Genomic DNA, 19235 nt, shown 5'->3' on the forward strand with positions numbered 1-19235 from the left:
TTGCTTTCTATTATGCCATCAACTTAGCCAGACAATTGTCTGAGTATTTATACTGATTGCAAAAGTGGGATGCTCCCGGCAGAGAAACCCAGTGAGGTGGATATTTGAAACGGGCAACATCCAGCAGAAGAACTAGATCTCGCTGTGGATGATAACCACCAATTGGCGAAAAGTGACCATCACCCGTTTGTCCCAATACCTTTCGGCTGTAAGAAACAACTAGATGAATATCACCTGGCGCCGTAGTCGCCTCCTCAACTGCTTGCCGAAAGTTTTCCAAGCTGCTTTGGTGGTAACGGTTAGGTTTTACCACAGCACCGTTGCAACGTGCTATACAGACAAACTCATCAAAGGTGATACCGTTTTCTTTAATTACTGAAAGAGGTAAACAACAGTCTAAAAATTCCTCTCCATACCATCTCCACACCCCTTTCCAAATGCGACCCGGATCGATGGATAAGGCATTAAGAACAACAACTAAACTACCCAATCCACAAAAAGCGGGTTCTGCTTGAGTATGAAACTGTTCCGCTAGAGCAAAATACCCTTCCATACCTCCTAATGCCAACGCTTCTCGAAATATTTGCTTTCCCTCTACGGAGGAAAAGGCAATAGCAGAATCGGGGAGTGAACGACGATAAAACCCTTGAGCAGACATTGAGCGTTTTAACCCTTATTGCTTATGGTGCTAATAAATATTATGCAAAATCGTCACATTGATAATGATGAATGCACTTATTTACTATTTTTTTCGATTTTAGCAATAAAACGCTGCGAAGATTTGATTTTGTGGGTGCAAATTTAAAAAACGTGACCATTTGCGACGACGGCTAGGCATCAAGGTGATGCAATAATTCGGCAATTTGCCACAGATTGAGCGTTATGCAGCTCGAATTAATCAAGCTTTTCTGAATAGCCTCACTCACGCGATCGATGTTTTAGAAGAGTCGGCTCAAGAGTTGTAATAGTTGCAATAAATCAAATTTAAGCCGGTGATTTTGGTTGGCAATGAGGTGGTCGATTTCAGGTGATTTATATTGAGGTTGCTGATAAAAATATGGAAATTAGAAAATACCTTACAGCGCCCCTTCCTGCTCCATTGTTGGCTGGCATAACCAGCCATCCCGTCAAAAATTACTATCAACTATCGGCTAATTCTATGGTAGCATAAAGGAGAGTTTCATCACAGTTAATTTATCGTGTTTACCGTTGGGTGGGGCGGGTTTTTGAGATTGTTGGTTTTAGCCTGAAAAGGTTGGTGAACCCGCCCCTACAGGGACTGCAAAATTTTGAAAAAATGTAAAATTTTGTATATGACTTGACCGAATTTCAGGAAAATAGACGATAGTTGATATGCCAGAGATTTTAAGCGTCCGCGAAAACAATTTTTAATCAGGTAATAAAATGGTGGTAGCAGCACCTGTTCAATCCGGCAGTCAGTCGATTTTTCAAACTCGCTACGACAACTTTATCGGCGGCAAGTGGGTGCCACCTGTGAAAGGGAAATACTCGGAAAACCTGTCTCCAATAACAGGAAAATCAATTTGTCAAATCCCCCGATCGACCGCCGAGGATGTAGAATTGGCACTGGATGCCGCCCACGCTGCGAAAGACAAGTGGGGTAAGACTTCCCCAGCCGATAGGGCGCGGGTTTTACACAAAATTGCCGATCGCATCGAAGAAAACCTCGATCGCCTCGCCATCGCCGAAACCTGGGACAACGGTAAACCAATTCGCGAAACCCGCCTCGCAGACATACCGCTGGCGATCGACCATTTCCGCTACTTTGCAAGCTGCATCCGAACTCAAGAAGGGTCGATCGGCGAACTCGACGAAACCACCGTCGCCTAACACTTCCACGAACCCCTAGGCGTCATCGGACAAATCATCCCCTGGAACTTCCCGATATTAATGGCCGCCTGGAAAATCGCCCCAGCCCTCGCCGCCGGCAACTGCGTCGTGCTCAAACCAGCAGGCCCCACGCCCGCTTCAATCTTGGTACTGATGGAAATCATCGCCGACTTAGTACCAGACGGCGTAATCAACGTCATAAACGGGCCCGGCGCCGAAATCGGCAAAACCCTCGCCACCAGTCCCCGAATTGCCAAAGTTGCCTTCACCGGCGAAACCACCACCGGCAGGCTAATCATGCAATACGCCTCCCAAAATGTCATCCCCGTCACCCTAGAACTAGGCGGCAAATCCCCCAACATTTTTTTTGAAGATATCTGCGCCCAAGACGACGAATTCCTCGACAAAGCAGTGGAAGGATTAGTCATGTTTGCGTTTAATCAAGGAGAAGTGTGCACCTGTCCCTCCCGCGCCTTAATTCAGGAGTCAATCTACGATCGATTCATGGAAAGGGCGATCGATCGCATCCGCCAAATCAAACAAGACAACCCCTTAGATCCGACAACTGCCCTCGGCGCGCAAGTCTCCATCAACCAGATGGAAAAAATCGCCGAATACGTCAAAATCGGTCACGCCGAAGGCGCAGAATGTCTCATTGGTGGCGAAAGAAACATCTTATCCGGTGACTTGCAAGACGGCTATTATTTCCAGCCAACAGTCTTCAAAGGAAACAACAAAATGCGAATTTTCCAAGAAGAAATCTTCGGCCCAGTATTAGCAGTCACCACCTTCAAAGACGAAGCCGAAGCATTAGAAATTGCCAACGATACTCTTTACGGTTTAGGTGCAGGAGTTTGGACTCGCGACATCAACACCGCCTACCGCATGGGCCGCGCCATTCAAGCAGGGCGGGTGTGGACAAACTGCTATCATTTGTATCCCGCGCACGCAGCATTCGGCGGCTACAAATCATCTGGTATCGGTCGGGAAAATCACAAAATGATGTTAGATCACTACCAGCAAACTAAGAATTTGTTAGTCAGCTACAGCCCCAAAGCATTAGGCTTCTTCTAAGTCATATCAAATCCCGTACAACTGTAATTGATCTAATTCATCTGCGTTAATCTGTGTTAATCTGCCCTCATCTGCGGTTAAAAAAAGAGAATTTTGTAACCGCACATGACAAGGGATTAACGAAGATTAACGCAGATGTCGAGCTTCCATCTTCCTTCTTCCTTCTTTCTTCTTCTAAAATGGAAACCCTCGCAAAAGTCACCGCAACAGAAGCCGCTTTAAAATTAATTAACCATCTCAAAACTCAACACGGAGAATTGATGTTTCACCAATCCGGCGGCTGCTGCGACGGTAGTTCCCCCATGTGCTTTCCCGATGGCGAATTGATAATCGGTGATGGTGACGTATTGCTGGGCGAAATAGGCGGCTGTCCTTTCTATATCGCCGCGCAGCAATACAAATATTGGCAGCACACGCAGTTAATTATAGACGTGGCATCGGGGCCCGGAGGCAGCGATTTTTCCCTGGAGGGGCCGGATAGAGAGCGTTTTATTACTCGTTCTCGCTTGTTTGCCAATGCTGATTAATTAGTTATTGAAAACGCTAGATATGTTAGATTCCCGACTTTTTAAATAAGTCGGGAATCTGGGTATTTTTTATGCGGGCTTAGTTATACACGCATTTCCTCAATAAATGAGATGCCATCAAAAACGCCATCTTTAAAAGCTTGAGTGCTGCGAACTCGGTGATTTTCGGCGAGTAAAGTCATTGTTTCCACAAAAGTAATCAGTGCGTCATCCTGAGTTTTAGTTGCTCGAAAGCAAATAACTTCCTGGCCCGCATCCCACGCAATGGCCGAAAAATCAGAATAACTGCTAGAAGACATTTTCAGAATCCGATTTTCAAATTCACCTTGAAAATTTAGCTGGAGGCGAGAACCATCTGAATATTCATAATTGTTAACTTGTCTGTAGTGACTTCCCTCAATTGAGATGGTAAAATTACCGAAGAAGCTGCGAGTAAAATGTCCGCGAGTATCAGTCTTAATATATTCACCTTTCCAAGTGCCAAGATGACGGGTAAAAATCTCAGGAACTTTATCCAAATCGGGAGAGTTGAGAGGGTTGACGGTATTTTGATGAATTACAGGATCGTTACTCATTAAATCAGCCTCCAGTTTTTCTACAAAACGCGATGAGTAAAATGCTTTTTTCGGAAATACGCGATTTCTTCAAGAAGTCGCGTATCTGGGTATATTGATGATTTTTCATGGGGCTAGCGGCGACCTATTTTCAAACTCATTTCGCGGCTAGTGCGCTGATATTCGTGGACAATCGGCAATCTTTCAGTTTGAAAATTTTCTAATGCTTCTGCAATGCTAGCACTGGATACGAGATGTTGCGCTAAAGACAGGCCGTCTTCCCAGCCGGAAGTCATACCTCTAGCGCGTGTGGAGCTTTTGGCGTGGGCCGCATCTCCAATTAAGATCACACGACCATTATAGATTTTTGGTAAGGGGTCAATGTCATAGGAAAAACGACATACAATATTTTCCACAGGGGTTGATTCAATCACATTTCGCGCATCCTCTGGGAGTTTTGCTAATTCTTGGGGAGGAATGGTAATATTATTAGGTTGGAGTTTCCCTATTTCGGATTCTGTCCGCTCTTTTTCAATAAAGAAACCCCAATGAGTGCGACCTCCGCCAATGTGAAAGAAGTTGGCATAAATTCCCCTACCGCGCACGTAAACAAAAAAGTTTCCTTCGGGACAGAAGCTGTGGTCTTCGACAATTCCTCGCCAGACGATATCGCCTAAATAGAAGAGTTCAACGCCTGGAACTATATATTGACGCACTTTTGAGACGATTCCATCGGCACCAATTAAAAGATCACCTTCCCATTTACTGCCATCTTTAAAGTGGGCGATCGCACTGTGATCGGTTTGGGCGATCGATGCTAATTCCGCATTAAAATGAATACACTCAGGGGGTAACTTGTCGAGGAGTGCTTCTAGAATAGCTTTGCGGTGTACCAGCATTCCTGGAAGTTCATTTTCTTCGTAGGTGACGGGTTCGGAATTGATGACACCGCCGCGCAGGTTGCGAAACTCGAATACTTTGACTCGATCGCCTGAGTTGATAATTTTTTCGGTGATTTGAGGGTTGCCTTGATGAAGTGCTTGCATACCTGCTTGTACGATCAGGATACCACAGCCATCGGTGCGCGCATGGGGTGCTTTTTCAAACAAGTCAACTTGAAACCCTTGTTGAATCAGCAGAATTGCCAGATAAACTCCCGACGATCCTGCGCCGATAATACCTATCCTGCTTTGGGGCGAAACCATTTGTGTTTCTCCAGATTTAAGATTGCCGATCGCTTCTCAACTACTATTTTAATTAAAAAAAATCCAATTGGGGCAAAAGCTCAATTGCGGATTGAGCTTTTGTTGATAGCGACAGGTTTCACGCTGCCGCTAAAATCAGTATCTGAGCCGGTGCAGGATTAATTATTAATTGGCGACTTCAAAAATTCTGCACTCAAAACTTTAGAATACTTTAAGCTTGAGTATTTTTAATGAGAGCCAATTCTATTTTGTCACCAGCATTTTGAGTCACTTGTGCGCGCAAACCAGGCCCAAAAAAAGTAGCTATTTTGTCTTGCTTTTCTTCCCATAAGTCGATCGGGAGTAGTGGCGAATAAAACTCTAAAATTAACCCATAAGCACCGTCAACATCAACTTCCCGCAACCCTTGCAGGAGGGGCCGTTCCTCGTCTGTCGGGGCCAGGCCCAAGCGCTCCAAAGCATCATCTAAGTGCGCGGGTTGGCCGTAGCGAAATCGGGTGACATCTTTGCGGACTTGGTTTTGAGTATCTGTTGCCTGACTTTCTCGCAGGAGGAGAACTTCAGCAGAGGTAGGTTCGGTGAATTCCACTGGTTCGAGTTCGGCCGCTTTCAGGGCCAAACCTCCCAGCAACAGCGGAATTCCATAAAAAAAACCGGCTAGGTTCAGGGTAGGTCTGTCTGTGAAGTAGGCTCCAAACCCGACTGCTGCTATAATACCGCCAACAACTAAGGCTAGGTTTGCTAAAGAAATTTTGCGTAACATATTAGTGAGGTAAGTAGTCGGACAGAAATAATATACTTTAATTATTATCTGTCAAAAAGTCTTGAATAAATTTAGTTTTTTTGCCAAAAGACCTGCAAAAACTGCTAGCATCTATGAGCGCGGGAGCGGTGTGCATCCACAGTCTTGTCTCTAGCTTCAGAAGCTTATCCAGCCGGACTCGCCCGGGCGCGCCATCGGTAAATATCCGTGTTAATTGCGCGGCGTTGGTTCCAGAAGGCAATCGAGATCGGCAGTATCATCAAAGTATACAGAGTGGCGATCGCGATCGACCCTCTTGCCCTTTCAACCATTTTTTGGACATGATTAAAGACGAAGACAAACAAACTGCTGGAGCAAACAAGGCGGTTCTGGAGCAGATTAACTCGCTCAAACGCGAAGATGAAAGGCTTTATAATATCTTAGCGATCGATGTCTGGGCCCTAGCCAAGACGATGGATGAATATCAACCAGGATTTTGGGCTGCTTTTATGAAAAACCGGGAGAAGGCCCTGAAGCGATTTTTAGCTGGAATGATGAAAAATAAACCCGCAGATACCAAACGTCCGCCTTTTTTGCGCTAAAATTTGGCTGAAGTTTGGGGGAAGTTTTGATGTACAATCAAACTATAACACAGACCCAAAAACCCTGAGCAGGTTCATCACTTTCCCTATAAAAACAGTGAAGGATTTGCCCATAAAGGTAGGTCGGTGAATTAAGAATCTCCGTCTGTTCGCAGGGGGGAATGTCAAATATTTTTGTTAATAGTAGCAGAGGCAAAAAACCATGGATGCACAAACAATCAAAGAGCGCGTAGCACAGATCGAGAGCAAGCGGGAATCCCTCGTGCGGCTGTTAGAGCGATCGGACTTGGGAGCCGTGAGAATAGATGTGAGTCAGGCGATCGAAGAAATTGATGATCTCTTAGAAGAATTCAAGCGCACTTTTAACAGTTAGGGCCATTAGGAATAGGGCATTGGGAATGGGGCATGGGGCATTGTTGACTGTTGACTGTTGACTAATAGCTAATAACCAATAACAGATAGCTAATAACCAATAACAGATAGCTAATAACCAATTCCCCATGCCCCATGCCCATGCCCCATTCCTAATGATTAATTCATCACCATATCCATCAAAATTTGTTGAGAGCTTACTTCCGGGCAATTAGCAGGCGGTCGCCGCTGAGAATAGTGTCCCCCAGACTGCAAATCCCAAGCTTGGCGGTTGTCAGCCAGCATTACCCCCAAAATTTCTTGCAATTCCTTGGCAATTGTCGGGTCTTCCACCTGAACGATCGCCTCAACCCGTCTTGTGAGATTGCGCTGCATCCAGTCAGCAGAACCAATATACACCTCTTCGTCGCCACCGTTGAAAAAATAAAACATCCGAGAATGCTCTAAAAAGCGGCCGATAATACTGATAACTCTGATATTTTCGCTAACACCCTCAACGCCGGGACGCAAACAGCAAATCCCCCGAATAATCAAATCAATTTTAACTCCCGCTTGCGAAGCTTCGTACAAAGCAACAATGATTTGAGGGTCAACTAAAGCGTTCATTTTAGCGACAATGCGGCCACAGCTACCGATGCCGCCTTCGGCCTGCAACCGGCAGAATTCTGCCTCGCGGCGGATTAAAGCTAAAAATCGATCGCGCATATTGACTGGTGCCACCAATAAATTGCGATAAGATATCTGCCGCGAATAACCAGTCAAATAATTAAACAAATCCGTCAAATCCGAACCCAAATCCTCGCGACAACTCAACAAACCCACATCAGTATAGAGTCCGGCTGTTTTGGGATTGTAATTGCCGGTGCCGATGTGGACGTAGCGCCGGATGTAATCGTCCTCCCGACGCACTACCATCACAATTTTGGTGTGGGTTTTGAGTCCCACCAAACCGTAAACTACGTGGACTCCCGCTTGTTCTAACTTGCGAGCCCAATTAATATTATTTTCTTCGTCAAACCTAGCTTTGAGCTCTACTAAAACGGCTACCTGCTTGCCGTTTTCCGCTGCTTGAATTAAGGCGCTGACGATCGGCGAATCTCCAGAAGTGCGGTATAAAGTCATCTTAATCGCTAAGACGGAGCGATCGTGCGCCGCCTCAGTAATAAACCGCTGTACCGTCGCCGCAAACGAGTGATAGGGATGGTGCAACATCAAATCCCCCTGGCGGATGGCGGTGAAAATATCCTCACCATCTTCAGCATTCAACATCGATTTCTCTAAAATCCTTGCCGATTCCGAGTTCCGCAAACGGGGCGGCACAACCGGAGTCCAAGGCGGGTCTTTCAGTTCCGGCACTGGCAGCCCCACAAAAGACATCAAATCCTTGAGGCCTAGCAGCCCCTCTACGACGTAAACATCTTGCTCACCGAGCTCCAGCTCCTCCATCAGCATATCTCGCAGCGCAGGCGGCATAATCGCTTGAATTTCCATCCGCACCGCAGAACCTCCAAACCGGCGCTTGCGGAGTTCCTGTTCTATTGCCAGCAGCAAATCCTCCGCCTCATCTTCCTCCACGGTCAAATCGGAATTGCGAGTAATGCGGAACGGGTGATATTCCTCAACGTCCATCCCCGGAAACAAAGCTTCTAAATTGTGGGCAATTACCTGTTCTAGGGGCACGCCAGTCCAAACAGGAGATTTGCCCCTCTGCTGCCACTGCAAATCCCCCGGTAGTGGCACAAACCTCGGCAAAACCTGCGGGACTTTGACACGGGCAAATAATTCTTCCCGCGTGTCGGGGTCCCTGACTACTACTGCTAAATTGAGGCTGAGATTTGAAAGGTAGGGGAATGGGTGGCTGGGGTCAACTGCGAGGGGAGTGAGTACGGGAAATACTTGTTCTTTGAAGTAGCGGTGCAAATAATTGCGCTGTTCTTGATTGAGGTCAATGTAGTCGAGAATGTAGATTTCGCTTGCTGCTAGTTTCGGCCGCAGGGTTTGCTCAAAATATGAGTGCTGCTGAGTAACCATCGGCAAAAGCCGCTTGTTCAGGGCATCTAGCTGTTGTTGGGGCGTGCGGCCGTCAGAGGTTAATTTGCTGACTTTTGCGTGTACTTGTTGTTTGAGGGCGCCTACGCGCACCATAAAATATTCGTCTAGGTTGGAGCTAAAAATAGCGAGAAATTTGAGTCTTTCTAGGAGGGGCGTGCGGGGGTCGAGGGCTTCGTGGAGCACGCGGTTGTTGAACTCTAGCCAGCTTTGTTCTCGGTTGAAGTAGTATTGGGGGTCGCTGAGGTTGATTTCAGTGTAGGTTTTGGGGGGGGTCTTTTTTGGCTTGGGCATGGTTTGAGGGAGTCTTTGGGAGGCTCGGTGATGGCATCTCTAGAAATAGTATTGTAGGTTAAAGGTTTTGTTCGCATCTGCTTTTGGTCGATCGCACGTTTTTGTCTGTCATCGGCGAGGGTCTGGTACGCAATATGTGTAGGGACACGGCAGTAGGGAAACGGCGAGGGCTAAGTCCGGCCCCTGCATCTGCGACTTATCCCCTCGCCCCAATCCAATTCTGTACCGCATTCAGCAAGTCCTCTTGATTTGGCCCAAAACCTGTTAACGGCAATTCCAGCGGTGGGTTAAGCGTGCCATGCTTGATAAAAGTCTGGGTAAGCCATATTTTCGGCACAATTCCAGATGACTCCGTGACATCTTTCATTCCGACCAAAATCATTTTTGTAGATTTCCGAAGTTAGGCGATTTTTCAAACCTGAGACTGCGGTGGCGAAGTGTTTACCTGTCATAATTTTCCCTAAGCAATCTGCTGGGTCAAAAATAGAATATTCAGGGTGATAATTAGGAATCAACTCTATTAAAGTCGCGAGCGCAACTGGGTGATATTTCTCTATTTTCCCTAAGCTAGATGCCGCTCGGCACCGGGTATCTGGGTTAGCTGAGTTGCGGATTAACTCGACTAAGGTGGCGATCGCAACTGGGTTATTTTTGTCTATTTTCCCTAAGAATTCTGCCGCTTGAATCCGGGTATCTGGATCACCTGAATTGCGGATTAACTCGACGAAAACGGCGATCGCAACTGGGTTATTTTTGCCTATTTTTTCTAATTTATTTCCCAATTCCCACCGATGATAGGCATTCTGAGAAGCGCCGAGCAACTCGACTAAAGTGGAGATTGCAACTGGGTTATTGTTATCTATTTTCTCTAAGCATTCTACCGCTATGCTCCGGGTATATTCACCTTGAGAAGTACCGAGCAACTCGACTAAAGCGGAGATTGCCTCTGGGTAATTTTTGCCTATTGCCCCTAAGCTTTTTATAGCTTGACACCGGGTACTTTCAGCACCGGAGTTGCGGATTAACTCGACTAAAGCTGCGATCGCAACTGGGTTATTTTTGCCTATTTTACCTAAGCTATCTGCCGCTGACCACCGGGTCCTTTCATGGGAATTGCGGCTTAACTCGACTAAAGCGCTGATTGCAACTGGGTTATCTTTATCTATTTTCCCTAAGCATTCTGCCGCTCGCCACCGGGTAACTTTATTACGTGAAGTGCGAATTAACTCGACTAAAGCGGAGATCGCAATTGGGTTGTTTTTGCCGATTCTTGCTAATCTTTCTGCTGCTTGATAGCGGGTATCTTTCTCACGGTAGTTGCGGATTGACTCCAATAAAGTTTCGATCGCTACCGGGTTATCTTTGTCTATCTTACCTAAAATTTCTGCCGCGAAGCATTGAGTAATTTTATTATCTGAAGTGCGAATTAACTCGACTAAAGCGGCGATCGCAACTGGATTATTTTTCCCTATTTGCACTAAGCTATATGCCAATATTATACAAGTAGGTACGTTGTACCGACAGTAATGCGGGTAGAAATGGTTATGATCTGAAGTGCGGATTAGTTCTACTAAAGCTGCAATCGCTTCTGGGCTATCTTTGCCTATTTTTCCCAAGCTATATGCCACTTGCTTCCCGGTCTTTTTCTCAACAGACTTGCGGAGTAACTCGACTAAAGTCGCGATCGCAACAGGGTTATTTTTTTCTATTTTCCCTAAGCTCTCTGCCGCTACACACCGGGTATGTTCATCCTGAGAAGTACCGATTAACTCGACTAAAGCCGAGATAGTTTCAGGGTGATCTTTGCCTATTTCCCCTAAGCTTTTTGTCGCTCGCCTCCGGGTATATTCATCACCTGAATTGCGGATTAACTCTGCTAAAGCTGCGATCGCCTTTTCCCGATCCGTCTCTTTCAGAACTTCCCTTGCTCTATCGACAATTGGATCGATAAATGTCCGCCAATCCTGTTTTTGCTTATTAAAATAACCAAATCCCCAAATAACAATTTGCGACACAATCTCATCAGCAAGACTACAATCTTTAAACTCAGCAATCCCCGCAGCCGCTAGAAAATATGCCCGATATCCATAAAATTTATCCCACCTAACCTTAAACTTAACCAACGCTTTAATAAACGCTTCCTTCTCCTCCTTCCCAACCTCCTCACGCCCCAACCACAGCAAAATTACCTCTTTCCACTGCTTCTCAAAAATGCGGTATCGAGCATCAGGATGTTGCGGATTCTTAGGAATATGATTCAAGAAAAAGTGCCAATCCTCAACCGCTAACGCCACAAAATATTCCTGAAACGTCGGATGGTAAAAAGCATAAGTTCCCTCCGCCGTCTCCGCATCCCTCGCCACTAAATTCAGCAAACCCAAACGACAAGCTAACTCAAACTGCGATGCACCCATCACCCCATATCCCACACTTTCGGTAAACTGAAACCGCGACGTTTCATTTAACATCCCTGAAAGTGCCAATTTCCCCAAAGCCGCATTCAATTCCTGCTGCTGAATCCAATTCAGGCGCGGTTTTTTCCACTGATACAAAGTAGTCACAAACCGCCGATAAAGCTTAGCCTTAGTATCCGGTAAATCCCCATCCAACGACTGCCAAGTACCGCACAGCAGCGAACATCTCAGGGGATTTTTTACTAAATCTCGAATTCGCTCTTTTCCCGATGCTGCTAATGCTTCGCGTAGCTGTTGAGCGAGAACCCCCCCAGCCCCCCTTGCTAAGGGGGGAGCAAGAGTTTCATCTTCTCTTGTCTGCTCCCCATCTTCTCTTGTCCCCCCCCTTAGCAAGGGGGGGTTAGGGGGGGTTCCAAACCATTTATCAATAAATATCTCCACCTGTTCGGGATAGGAAAACTCCAGAGTGCGATAAGTATCAAAAGTATCCAACGCAGTGCCGATCGCATCCCAAACATTCTGCCGACAACTTAGCACAATTCGCGCCTTTTGAATACAGCCGCCCGTTCTAATTTGCCGCTGAATTTCCGCCAAAGGATTTTCATCCCCGACAGCCATCTCATCCGCCCCATCCAACACCAACCAAACGCGCTCAGCATTAAACTGTGCTAAAAAATCATCCTTAATTTCCGCAGTCGCCTCAGCCTTCCCAATTCTCTTAATAGCCGCCAGCAGCCAATTATCAAATAAATACGATTCTAATTCCTTACCCTGCAAATCCGCCAAGGATACCCAAATTACAATCGCCTCGGAAATGCCCGCCGCTACCCAATTCGCAATCTGCCGCAACAGCGTTGTTTTCCCCGCCCCCGCTTCCCCAATAATTCCTAACCGCTTCCCATTGCTTTTCGGGCTACTTCCTTTCTGGATAACTTGCTCAAGAAACTCGCTGTGTTCAAATTTTTGAGTAACTTCCTTTTCCCGGTACAAATCCGAACCTTCTTCAGCCGCAACATCCTCGCGTCGCTGAGTCACTTTCTGCCGTTCCACCAATCCCAGCGGCACATAAACATCATCTATTTCATGGTTGCCAAAAGTTAGTTGGTTGCTACTCAGTCGCTGCTGTTCTTTCTCGTCTAATATCTGCTGGCAAATAGCTGACCAGTCAATCGCCACGTAAGCAATCTGGCTCTTTTCAACTATCTCCTCAAGCAAAGTCTTTAGCTGTTCAATCAAAGCGTGAGTTTCGGCGGTTTGGGTATCATTCCGCGTTAAACTTTGCGCTGTAAAAATCTGGAATACCTTTTCATTGTCCTTGATTTCCTCGGAAAAGTACGCAGATACTAAGCTAAACAAATTTTCGGTTAATTTAGCTTGATAAAGTGTGACATCACAATCTTTTAGGGCAATTTCCAGCAGTTTATTTTCAACTTCTTGAAATCGATTTTGGCTTAACTCGTTTCTGGAACTTAGCAGCAATTCTATCTCATCTAAACCTTCTATGGGAATCCCAGAAGGGGGTGTTTCTTTGTTAACCTGCTTTAATTCAGATTTTAACTGCTTAATCTTCTTATCTAGCCATTCTAAATAAGAACGGTCTTGAGGCAAGTAAATAACGATACCTCTAGAAGCCCTGCGAGACGGCTCAACCAATTCTTTATAACATTCTGAGGCGATTTGTTGCTGAGCTTTCAGGAAAGAACGTTTTAGCGCTTTTTCTAAATCGTGATTGACAATTTTACCATTTCGTGATAGATTCTTTACTCCCTTCAAACAGAGGTGCTTGACTGCATCATTGGCTTGAGTGCCCACTATCCCATCGAAAGCGACCTTCAGAAGACCTCCCAATATCGCAGCTTCTAGCATTTGACGGTTCTCCTAATTTCAGGCTGCAAGCGGGTTATTTCAATGATAGGCGATCGAGTTTGGTTGCGGGCGATCGACCTATGCTGAAATCATCACATCAAAACTTCGATCGTCCGATCAAAAGTCGATCGCTCAAACATTGAATTTAGGCAAAACTTTCAACTATTTTTCGAGGATTACCACGAAATCCTCAATCATCACATCAAAAGTTCGAGCCAACTTGTGGACTGCTGCAAAGTCAACCATTGCCATACCCTGAGAACGGGCATAATTGCTAATCGTACTGTAGCCCACGCCCGATCGCTCCGCAACTTCCTTGAGCGTCCATCCCTTCTCGGCAGCCAACTCTCGAACCCGCAATCTGACTAAGCCTTTGCTCATATTCACTATTTACAAAATTTTGGATTTAGTATAATATATCAAAAAGCGATCGCCCCGGTCATTCGATTTTAGATTTTAGATTTTAGATTGACTCTAAAGATGAATCTTGGAGCTTGAACGTTGGTCGAAAATTTTGCGCCTCTCATGGCAAAAGTCGGGGCTTGTCTCCGTTTTGCGGCGGAGTCAACGAAACTAATGACGATCGCCAGCTAAAATTAATCCCGACAGATTATTTCTGTCGATCGCACTTAGCAGAGATAGATTTACCTACTACCACCAGATGCAACTACAATGATATCAGAAAATCAGCTAAGATCATCAGCGATCGGCGCATCAAAAATTATTCACAAATCGTCGATCGTCAATCCGCGATCGAGATTTGTCACCGAAGAAACAGTGGCACTTCTGTTCAACATATCACCCGAACAGATATACCGGATCGATTGCTGCCACAACGTGGTGTATGTTCATGCCAAAGGCCTCAGTCGGTTTGTCAGCTACGCCGATTTCCCGCCAATCCTAGAAGTAAAACGGCCCTGTGCTCAAGATTTTGTCGCATGGTACAAACGCTGGAAACGGACACAAGCACCAGAATTTTGGACTAAATTCTATACGTACAACTTCAAAACGGCTGTTTCAGTTGACAGCTTGCTTGAGTGGGGTAAATTAGTCGCTACAGTGAAATCGGTAATTTCTCCCTCAGCGCTGCAACAGCTACGAGATGTTTACGCCCAAGAAAAAACATTGATGGAAAATTTTTAAAGCAGTCGGGGCGAGTAAACCCGCGCTTGTTGGCCACCAGCAAGATAAATGTAAGGTGCGCTTCGGCGCACCCTACGAAATAGAGATTCTACTCAAAACTCTTCTTTACCTTCCAATCCCCACATATTGGAAACCAGCCGCTTCTAAAGCCTTCTTGTCTAAGAAATTGCGGCCATCAATCATCACCGGATGGTTCATCAACTTCGCCATTTTATCGTAATCTAAATTGCGAAACTGTTCCCAGTCTGTCACCAGCACCAAAGCATCGCAACCGTCTGCCAACCTTTCGGGGTCAGTTTCTACCAAAACTCCCGACAAACCGTGACGCATCCCAGTTTGAGAAACAATCGGATCGTAAGCTTTAACTTTCGCTCCCAATCGGTTCAAACTCTCGATTAAATTCAGCGCTGGAGCATCCCGCAAATCGTCAGTATCCGGCTTGAAAGTTAAACCCAAAAGTCCGACAGTTTTACCTTTGAGAATCTTCAAAACGTGCTGTAACTTTTCAATAGCAATCAAGCGCTGGCGTTCGTTAACTTCCACCGCCGCTTTCAGCAAATGCGCCTCGTAACCGTAATCCTCAGCAGTGTGAACTAAAGCCGAGACATCTTTGGGAAAACAAGAACCGCCCCAACCAATGCCAGCTTGCAGAAACTTGTTGCCAATTCGTGAATCTAAACCGATACCTCTGGCAACTTGAGTAACATCTGCACCGACACGATCGCAAATATTAGCAACTTCATTAATAAAGCTAATCTTCGTAGCCAAAAAAGCATTAGCTGCGTACTTAATCATCTCCGCTGAACTGATATCAGTCATCACCACAGGAACCTCTGGCAAAGACGGATTTTCTGCAAACTTGCGATCGACAATCGGCCGGTATAACTGTAGCATCATATCCATAGCCCGCCGAGAGTTGCTGCCGAGAACAATGCGATCGGGATTAAAAGTATCAAAAACAGCACAGCCCTCCCGCAAAAACTCAGGGTTACTAACCACATCAAATTGAACACCTTTTTTTGCTGCGACTTCTTCACCAGTAGCGCCATCACCACTTTGAGGTTTTTGACGTTCTGCTAAACCGTCTAGTACAATTCTTCGCACCCAATCCCCCGAACCGATTGGCACTGTCGATTTGTTTACGATTACTTTGTAATCGCCGTCGAGGTGAGCTCCAATTCCGCGAGCAACCGCTTCCACGTAGCGAGTATCGCTTTCCCCAGTAGGCAAAGGAGGCGTCCCCACGGCAATAAACAAAATGTCGCCGTGAGCCACTCCTGCGGCTAAATCAGAAGTAAATTCTAGATTGCCAGACGCAGATGCAGAGGACATTAATTCAGACAGTCCAGGTTCAAAAATAGGCGACTGTCCCGACTTCATTAATTTAACTTTTTCTTCGTTGTTGTCTACGCAAATCACGTGGTGGCCGATGTGGGCCAAACAAGTGCCTGTGACTAAGCCAACATATCCTGTACCGATGACGCAAACCTGCATAGAAATCTCCTCAAAGCTAGTAAAAAAATCAGATGGGAATCGGGAATTGGGAATCGGGAATTGGGAATTGGGAATTGAGAATAAGGAAGATTTTTCCCCTCCCCCACTCTCCCAGTCTCCTCCTCTCCCAGTCTCTACTTTTGGTTTCCCTCAATGCGATCGCGAAAATCCTTTATAGTCAACTCTAAACCTTGATCCAGCGGCACAGTTGGCTCCCACCCTAACCAATTTTTAGCACGAGTAATATCCGGTTGTCGCTGTTTTGGGTCGTCTTCCGGCAGCGGTTTAAAGATAATTTCTGCCCCTGGATTAATCGTGTTTTGAATTTTTTGTGCCAGTTCCAATATAGTGTATTCGCCGGGATTTCCCAGATTCATCGGCCCGATTTGGTCGCTATTCATCAAACGAATGAATCCTTCCACCAAATCAGAAACGTAGCAAAAACTCCGGGTTTGGGAACCGTCGCCGTATACAGTCAGTGGTTGATTCCGCAAAGCTTGAGCAATAAAATTGCTCACTACTCTGCCGTCATTTTCCAACATCCGGGGGCCGTAGGTATTGAAAATTCGGACAACTCGAATGTCTACCCCATTTTGACGGTGGTAATCAAAAGATAAGGTTTCAGCTACTCGCTTCCCTTCGTCATAACACGATCTGATCCCGATACAATTAACGTTGCCGCGATAATCTTCTGTTTGTGGATGTACGTCAGGATCTCCGTACACTTCGGAAGTGGAAGCGAGAAAAAATCTTGCTTTTACCCGTTTTGCCAATCCCAACATATTCATCGTGCCGATGACGTTTGTTTTAATTGTCTTGACAGGGTTGTACTGATAGTGTATAGGGGAAGCGGGACAAGCCAGATGGTAAATCTGATCTACCTCTAACCGAATCGGTTCCGTGATGTCGTGGCGGATCAGCTCAAAGTATGGGTTGTCCAGCCATTTGAGGATATTGCGTTTAGTCCCGGTGTAAAAATTATCCAGGCAGACTACCTCGTGTCCTTGGGCCATTAAGCGATCGATTAGGTGGGAACCGAGGAAACCCGCACCGCCTGTGACTAAAATTCTCATTGTGGAAACTGCCGTTCTGTTTAGGGGTAGGACTGGAGTACAAAAATTCAGTCGCTCGAATGAAACTTACTAATAGAATAACAAAATTGCGATCGACAATGTAAAGACTTATGCGTCACTTTTATAAAATCTTTAATTAACTTAGCATTGTCAAATACTTTGAACAAAGTGCTATAGTTCGCAAATGTCGGTAGCAATTTTTATTTAAGATTTAATATTTCCGAAAAAATACTGTTGACAATAATTCACTTTTGAGTTAATAGGTATTAATTGTTTGTTATGTGTGATTGGTGATGCGATCGCTTCTGTCTTGAGTTATCTAAGAAAAGACTGATTCCCTAGGCATTGCTACGCTTCACGGGCTTGTTTGAGAATAGGTTAATCCAGTTTATGTAAACAGGGCTGACGCGCGTCGAGGCTAGAAACTGGGTTTATTCGTAGATATAGTTGAGAAAGCAAATATTTTTCAGAGAAACCAGGTTTATTTGGTCTTAGTCGCGATGAACCAACTGCGAAGACGGGAATTATAATTATACAGTATCGCTATCCGATCGCGGTGGAATCTCAGCAGCAGTTAAAGTCACAATTATTTTTAAGAAAACGTTAGGTATTCCTGAAGTATAAATGTCTGTTGACTACCTTTAAGATTCTGTTTCATCACCCGAAGCAGACGATTATCCATTTGCTGTGTATCTTGGGTGAAAAAATCATGAAGTACCTGCACTTTGCCTGCATAGTCTCGATCGGCTTTACAAATTACCATTCCTGCATGATTTGAGGTTGTAGAATGGAGATTGATGAAATCTTGACGATTTTCTGTAATGACTACTCGCCCTGCATTTGTCGGGTACATCAAGACTTCATCATCGGGAATTTTTTGATTGGCTTGTCCGGCGCCCGAGGATGTCAAAACATCATAGCCACGCGATCGCAGTAAATCCACCATTGCGATCGGAAAGTTTTCATTCGAGTAAAACTTTAGCATTTTTAGTTACTCATTTTCAGCAAGCCACAGGTCGATTTCTTCTCGGTTGTGTTCGTAATAGTTCGCAACCGCTTGCAAATCTTGAAGGGTGAGTCCTGGATAATTATAGAGAAGTTCGGATTCAGTTGCGCCCTGTTGTTGGTAGGCGATAATCGTCCAAACGGGAATGCGGGTATCGCGAATTCGCGCTGCACCGCCACAAATTTCTGGAGTTTTGTGAATGGGATTCTGAAGGGTTTGGATGAATTGTAGGGTTTGTGCTAGCAAGTCATCAGGCAGTGTTTCAATGGTTTGGAGAAGTTGTTCTTTGATGGTCATAATCGAGCGCCAAAATCTAAAATAGTATCGAGCAAATCCATTAGAATTGCAAATTTCCTAACCTATGCTCCATTCTCTTCAAAAAAAGCTTCTAAATCCCGATCGCCTCTGATAATTCTCATAATTTCAATTCCATCGTTCGCGATGCGGTAAAAGATAATGTAGTTTTGCACAGGAATACCGCGCAAGTAGGGGCGAAGTTGACTATAAGTGCGTCCCATCAGAGGAAATTGTGTCAAGTAGCGGCATTTTTTAGTGAATTCGTCGATGAATTGTTCGCCTGCTTCAACGTTGCGTGCGACTTACTTAGTCTGCGATTTCGTCCAGGTCGCGAATCGCTTCAGGTGAGATGATATATTGGCTCATTGGCGATTATACCGATCGAGCTTTGTGAAATTTGGCTCTAATTTGAGCGATCGCCGTTTCACCATCCACTCCTTCACCGCGATTGAGTTGTGTGGAGGCGATGTCGATTTTGGCGCAAACTTCTTCTATCCAGCTATTGTATCGATCGCATTTTTCCAGTAGCCGTAGCGCGTCAGCAATGATTTCGGTAACGTTGGTATAGCGCCCGCTAGCGAGTTGGGCTTGGATGAGTTGTTCTTGTTCGGGGGTGAGGGTGATACTCATAGGTAAAGATCGGCTGGCTATTTTTTTATGGCAGTTCGGGGG

16 protein-coding genes and 2 pseudogenes are annotated in these 19235 nt (G+C 45.5%); 5 read left to right on the forward strand and 13 right to left on the reverse strand.

The genetic code is table 11. The features are described 5' to 3' along the window. Positions 1 to 10 precede the first annotated feature (10 nt). Complete coding sequence (locus tag QUA36_RS20230) at positions 11 to 658, reverse strand: phytochelatin synthase family protein (protein WP_333458870.1); 648 nt, start codon at positions 656 to 658, stop codon at positions 11 to 13. A gap of 746 nt (positions 659 to 1404) precedes the next feature. Here QUA36_RS20230 and exaC point away from each other — a divergent pair. Beyond that, positions 1405 to 2925: pseudogene (gene exaC / locus QUA36_RS20235) on the forward strand (acetaldehyde dehydrogenase ExaC). Between the two features lie 179 nt (positions 2926 to 3104). Next, positions 3105 to 3452, forward strand: a complete 348-nt coding sequence (locus QUA36_RS20240) for a DUF779 domain-containing protein (RefSeq protein ID WP_333458871.1) — start codon at positions 3105 to 3107, stop codon at positions 3450 to 3452. Positions 3453 to 3535: 83 nt separating this feature from the next. Here the strand turns inward: QUA36_RS20240 and QUA36_RS20245 are convergent, their stop codons facing one another. From QUA36_RS20245 to QUA36_RS20255, 3 genes are all read right to left on the reverse strand, one after another. Then, positions 3536 to 4027 carry a DUF3598 family protein gene (locus QUA36_RS20245; protein ID WP_333456116.1) on the reverse strand — a complete coding sequence of 164 codons (492 nt, stop codon included), beginning with the start codon at positions 4025 to 4027 and terminating at the stop codon, positions 3536 to 3538. A gap of 113 nt (positions 4028 to 4140) precedes the next feature. Beyond that, on the reverse strand, positions 4141 to 5211 hold the full coding sequence (locus QUA36_RS20250) for an FAD-dependent monooxygenase (RefSeq protein ID WP_333458872.1): 1071 nt from the start codon (positions 5209 to 5211) through the stop codon (positions 4141 to 4143). 211 nt (positions 5212 to 5422) lie between these two features. Then, complete coding sequence (locus QUA36_RS20255; RefSeq protein WP_333168292.1) at positions 5423 to 5974, reverse strand: DUF2854 domain-containing protein; 552 nt, start codon at positions 5972 to 5974, stop codon at positions 5423 to 5425. Positions 5975 to 6054: 80 nt separating this feature from the next. Between QUA36_RS20255 and QUA36_RS20260 the strand changes: the two genes are divergently transcribed. Then, positions 6055 to 6555 carry a hypothetical protein gene (locus tag QUA36_RS20260; protein WP_333168291.1) on the forward strand — a complete coding sequence of 167 codons (501 nt, stop codon included), beginning with the start codon at positions 6055 to 6057 and terminating at the stop codon, positions 6553 to 6555. Positions 6556 to 6757: 202 nt separating this feature from the next. Then, entirely contained in the window at positions 6758 to 6928 is a 171-nt protein-coding gene (locus QUA36_RS20265; RefSeq protein ID WP_333168289.1) for a hypothetical protein, read from the forward strand. A gap of 158 nt (positions 6929 to 7086) precedes the next feature. On the opposite strand, the gene ppk1 is transcribed toward QUA36_RS20265, so the two are convergent. The 3 genes from ppk1 to QUA36_RS20280 all read right to left on the reverse strand — a co-directional run bounded on the left by ppk1 (position 7087) and on the right by QUA36_RS20280 (position 13931). Next, a complete protein-coding gene (gene ppk1 / locus QUA36_RS20270; RefSeq protein ID WP_333458873.1) occupies positions 7087 to 9270 on the reverse strand; it encodes a polyphosphate kinase 1 in 2184 nt (727 codons plus the stop codon). 287 nt (positions 9271 to 9557) lie between these two features. After that, positions 9558 to 13550 (reverse strand): HEAT repeat domain-containing protein, encoded by a 3993-nt coding sequence (locus tag QUA36_RS20275; RefSeq protein WP_333458874.1) that lies wholly within the window; start codon positions 13548 to 13550, stop codon positions 9558 to 9560. A 162-nt stretch (positions 13551 to 13712) separates the two neighbouring features. Then, entirely contained in the window at positions 13713 to 13931 is a 219-nt protein-coding gene (locus tag QUA36_RS20280; RefSeq protein ID WP_006632503.1) for a helix-turn-helix domain-containing protein, read from the reverse strand. A 291-nt stretch (positions 13932 to 14222) separates the two neighbouring features. On the opposite strand from QUA36_RS20280, the gene QUA36_RS20285 reads away from it, so the two are divergent. Then, positions 14223 to 14693, forward strand: a complete 471-nt coding sequence (locus QUA36_RS20285) for a hypothetical protein (protein WP_333458875.1) — start codon at positions 14223 to 14225, stop codon at positions 14691 to 14693. A gap of 105 nt (positions 14694 to 14798) precedes the next feature. Here the strand turns inward: QUA36_RS20285 and QUA36_RS20290 are convergent, their stop codons facing one another. The 6 genes and pseudogenes from QUA36_RS20290 to QUA36_RS20315 form a co-directional block, all read right to left on the reverse strand. Continuing rightward, positions 14799 to 16187 (reverse strand): UDP-glucose/GDP-mannose dehydrogenase family protein, encoded by a 1389-nt coding sequence (locus QUA36_RS20290; RefSeq protein WP_333168281.1) that lies wholly within the window; start codon positions 16185 to 16187, stop codon positions 14799 to 14801. 134 nt (positions 16188 to 16321) lie between these two features. Beyond that, positions 16322 to 17260, reverse strand: coding sequence for a UDP-glucuronic acid decarboxylase family protein (locus QUA36_RS20295; protein WP_333038674.1), 939 nt, complete (start codon positions 17258 to 17260; stop codon positions 16322 to 16324). A gap of 592 nt (positions 17261 to 17852) precedes the next feature. Beyond that, positions 17853 to 18245, reverse strand: a complete 393-nt coding sequence (locus tag QUA36_RS20300; RefSeq protein ID WP_333458876.1) for a DUF5615 family PIN-like protein — start codon at positions 18243 to 18245, stop codon at positions 17853 to 17855. A 6-nt stretch (positions 18246 to 18251) separates the two neighbouring features. Further along, positions 18252 to 18563: a DUF433 domain-containing protein gene (locus tag QUA36_RS20305; protein WP_333168278.1), complete on the reverse strand. Its 312-nt coding sequence runs from the start codon at positions 18561 to 18563 to the stop codon at positions 18252 to 18254. A gap of 62 nt (positions 18564 to 18625) precedes the next feature. Further along, a pseudogene (locus tag QUA36_RS20310) lies at positions 18626 to 18844 on the reverse strand (type II toxin-antitoxin system RelE/ParE family toxin); the annotation flags it as partial. Between the two features lie 91 nt (positions 18845 to 18935). After that, a complete protein-coding gene (locus QUA36_RS20315) occupies positions 18936 to 19193 on the reverse strand; it encodes a type II toxin-antitoxin system ParD family antitoxin (RefSeq protein WP_333458878.1) in 258 nt (85 codons plus the stop codon). Positions 19194 to 19235 lie beyond the last annotated feature (42 nt).

Source organism: Microcoleus sp. Pol10D4 (assembly GCF_036701555.1).
GTDB lineage: Bacteria > Cyanobacteriota > Cyanobacteriia > Cyanobacteriales > Microcoleaceae > Microcoleus.

Excerpts from the sequence above, each read along its gene's own strand:
- QUA36_RS20230 (WP_333458870.1), bottom strand. The coding sequence starts at position 658 with ATGTCTGCTCAAGGGTTTTATCGTCGTTCACTCCCCGATTCTGCTATT.
- QUA36_RS20240 (WP_333458871.1), top strand. The coding sequence starts at position 3,105 with ATGGAAACCCTCGCAAAAGTCACCGCAACAGAAGCCGCTTTAAAATTA.
- QUA36_RS20245 (WP_333456116.1), bottom strand. The coding sequence starts at position 4,027 with ATGAGTAACGATCCTGTAATTCATCAAAATACCGTCAACCCTCTCAAC.
- QUA36_RS20250 (WP_333458872.1), bottom strand. The coding sequence starts at position 5,211 with ATGGTTTCGCCCCAAAGCAGGATAGGTATTATCGGCGCAGGATCGTCG.
- QUA36_RS20255 (WP_333168292.1), bottom strand. The coding sequence starts at position 5,974 with ATGTTACGCAAAATTTCTTTAGCAAACCTAGCCTTAGTTGTTGGCGGT.
- QUA36_RS20265 (WP_333168289.1), top strand. The coding sequence starts at position 6,758 with ATGGATGCACAAACAATCAAAGAGCGCGTAGCACAGATCGAGAGCAAG.
- ppk1 (WP_333458873.1), bottom strand. The coding sequence starts at position 9,270 with ATGCCCAAGCCAAAAAAGACCCCCCCCAAAACCTACACTGAAATCAAC.
- QUA36_RS20275 (WP_333458874.1), bottom strand. The coding sequence starts at position 13,550 with ATGCTAGAAGCTGCGATATTGGGAGGTCTTCTGAAGGTCGCTTTCGAT.
- QUA36_RS20280 (WP_006632503.1), bottom strand. The coding sequence starts at position 13,931 with ATGAGCAAAGGCTTAGTCAGATTGCGGGTTCGAGAGTTGGCTGCCGAG.
- QUA36_RS20285 (WP_333458875.1), top strand. The coding sequence starts at position 14,223 with ATGATATCAGAAAATCAGCTAAGATCATCAGCGATCGGCGCATCAAAA.
- QUA36_RS20290 (WP_333168281.1), bottom strand. The coding sequence starts at position 16,187 with ATGCAGGTTTGCGTCATCGGTACAGGATATGTTGGCTTAGTCACAGGC.
- QUA36_RS20295 (WP_333038674.1), bottom strand. The coding sequence starts at position 17,260 with ATGAGAATTTTAGTCACAGGCGGTGCGGGTTTCCTCGGTTCCCACCTA.
- QUA36_RS20300 (WP_333458876.1), bottom strand. The coding sequence starts at position 18,245 with ATGCTAAAGTTTTACTCGAATGAAAACTTTCCGATCGCAATGGTGGAT.
- QUA36_RS20305 (WP_333168278.1), bottom strand. The coding sequence starts at position 18,563 with ATGACCATCAAAGAACAACTTCTCCAAACCATTGAAACACTGCCTGAT.
- QUA36_RS20315 (WP_333458878.1), bottom strand. The coding sequence starts at position 19,193 with ATGAGTATCACCCTCACCCCCGAACAAGAACAACTCATCCAAGCCCAA.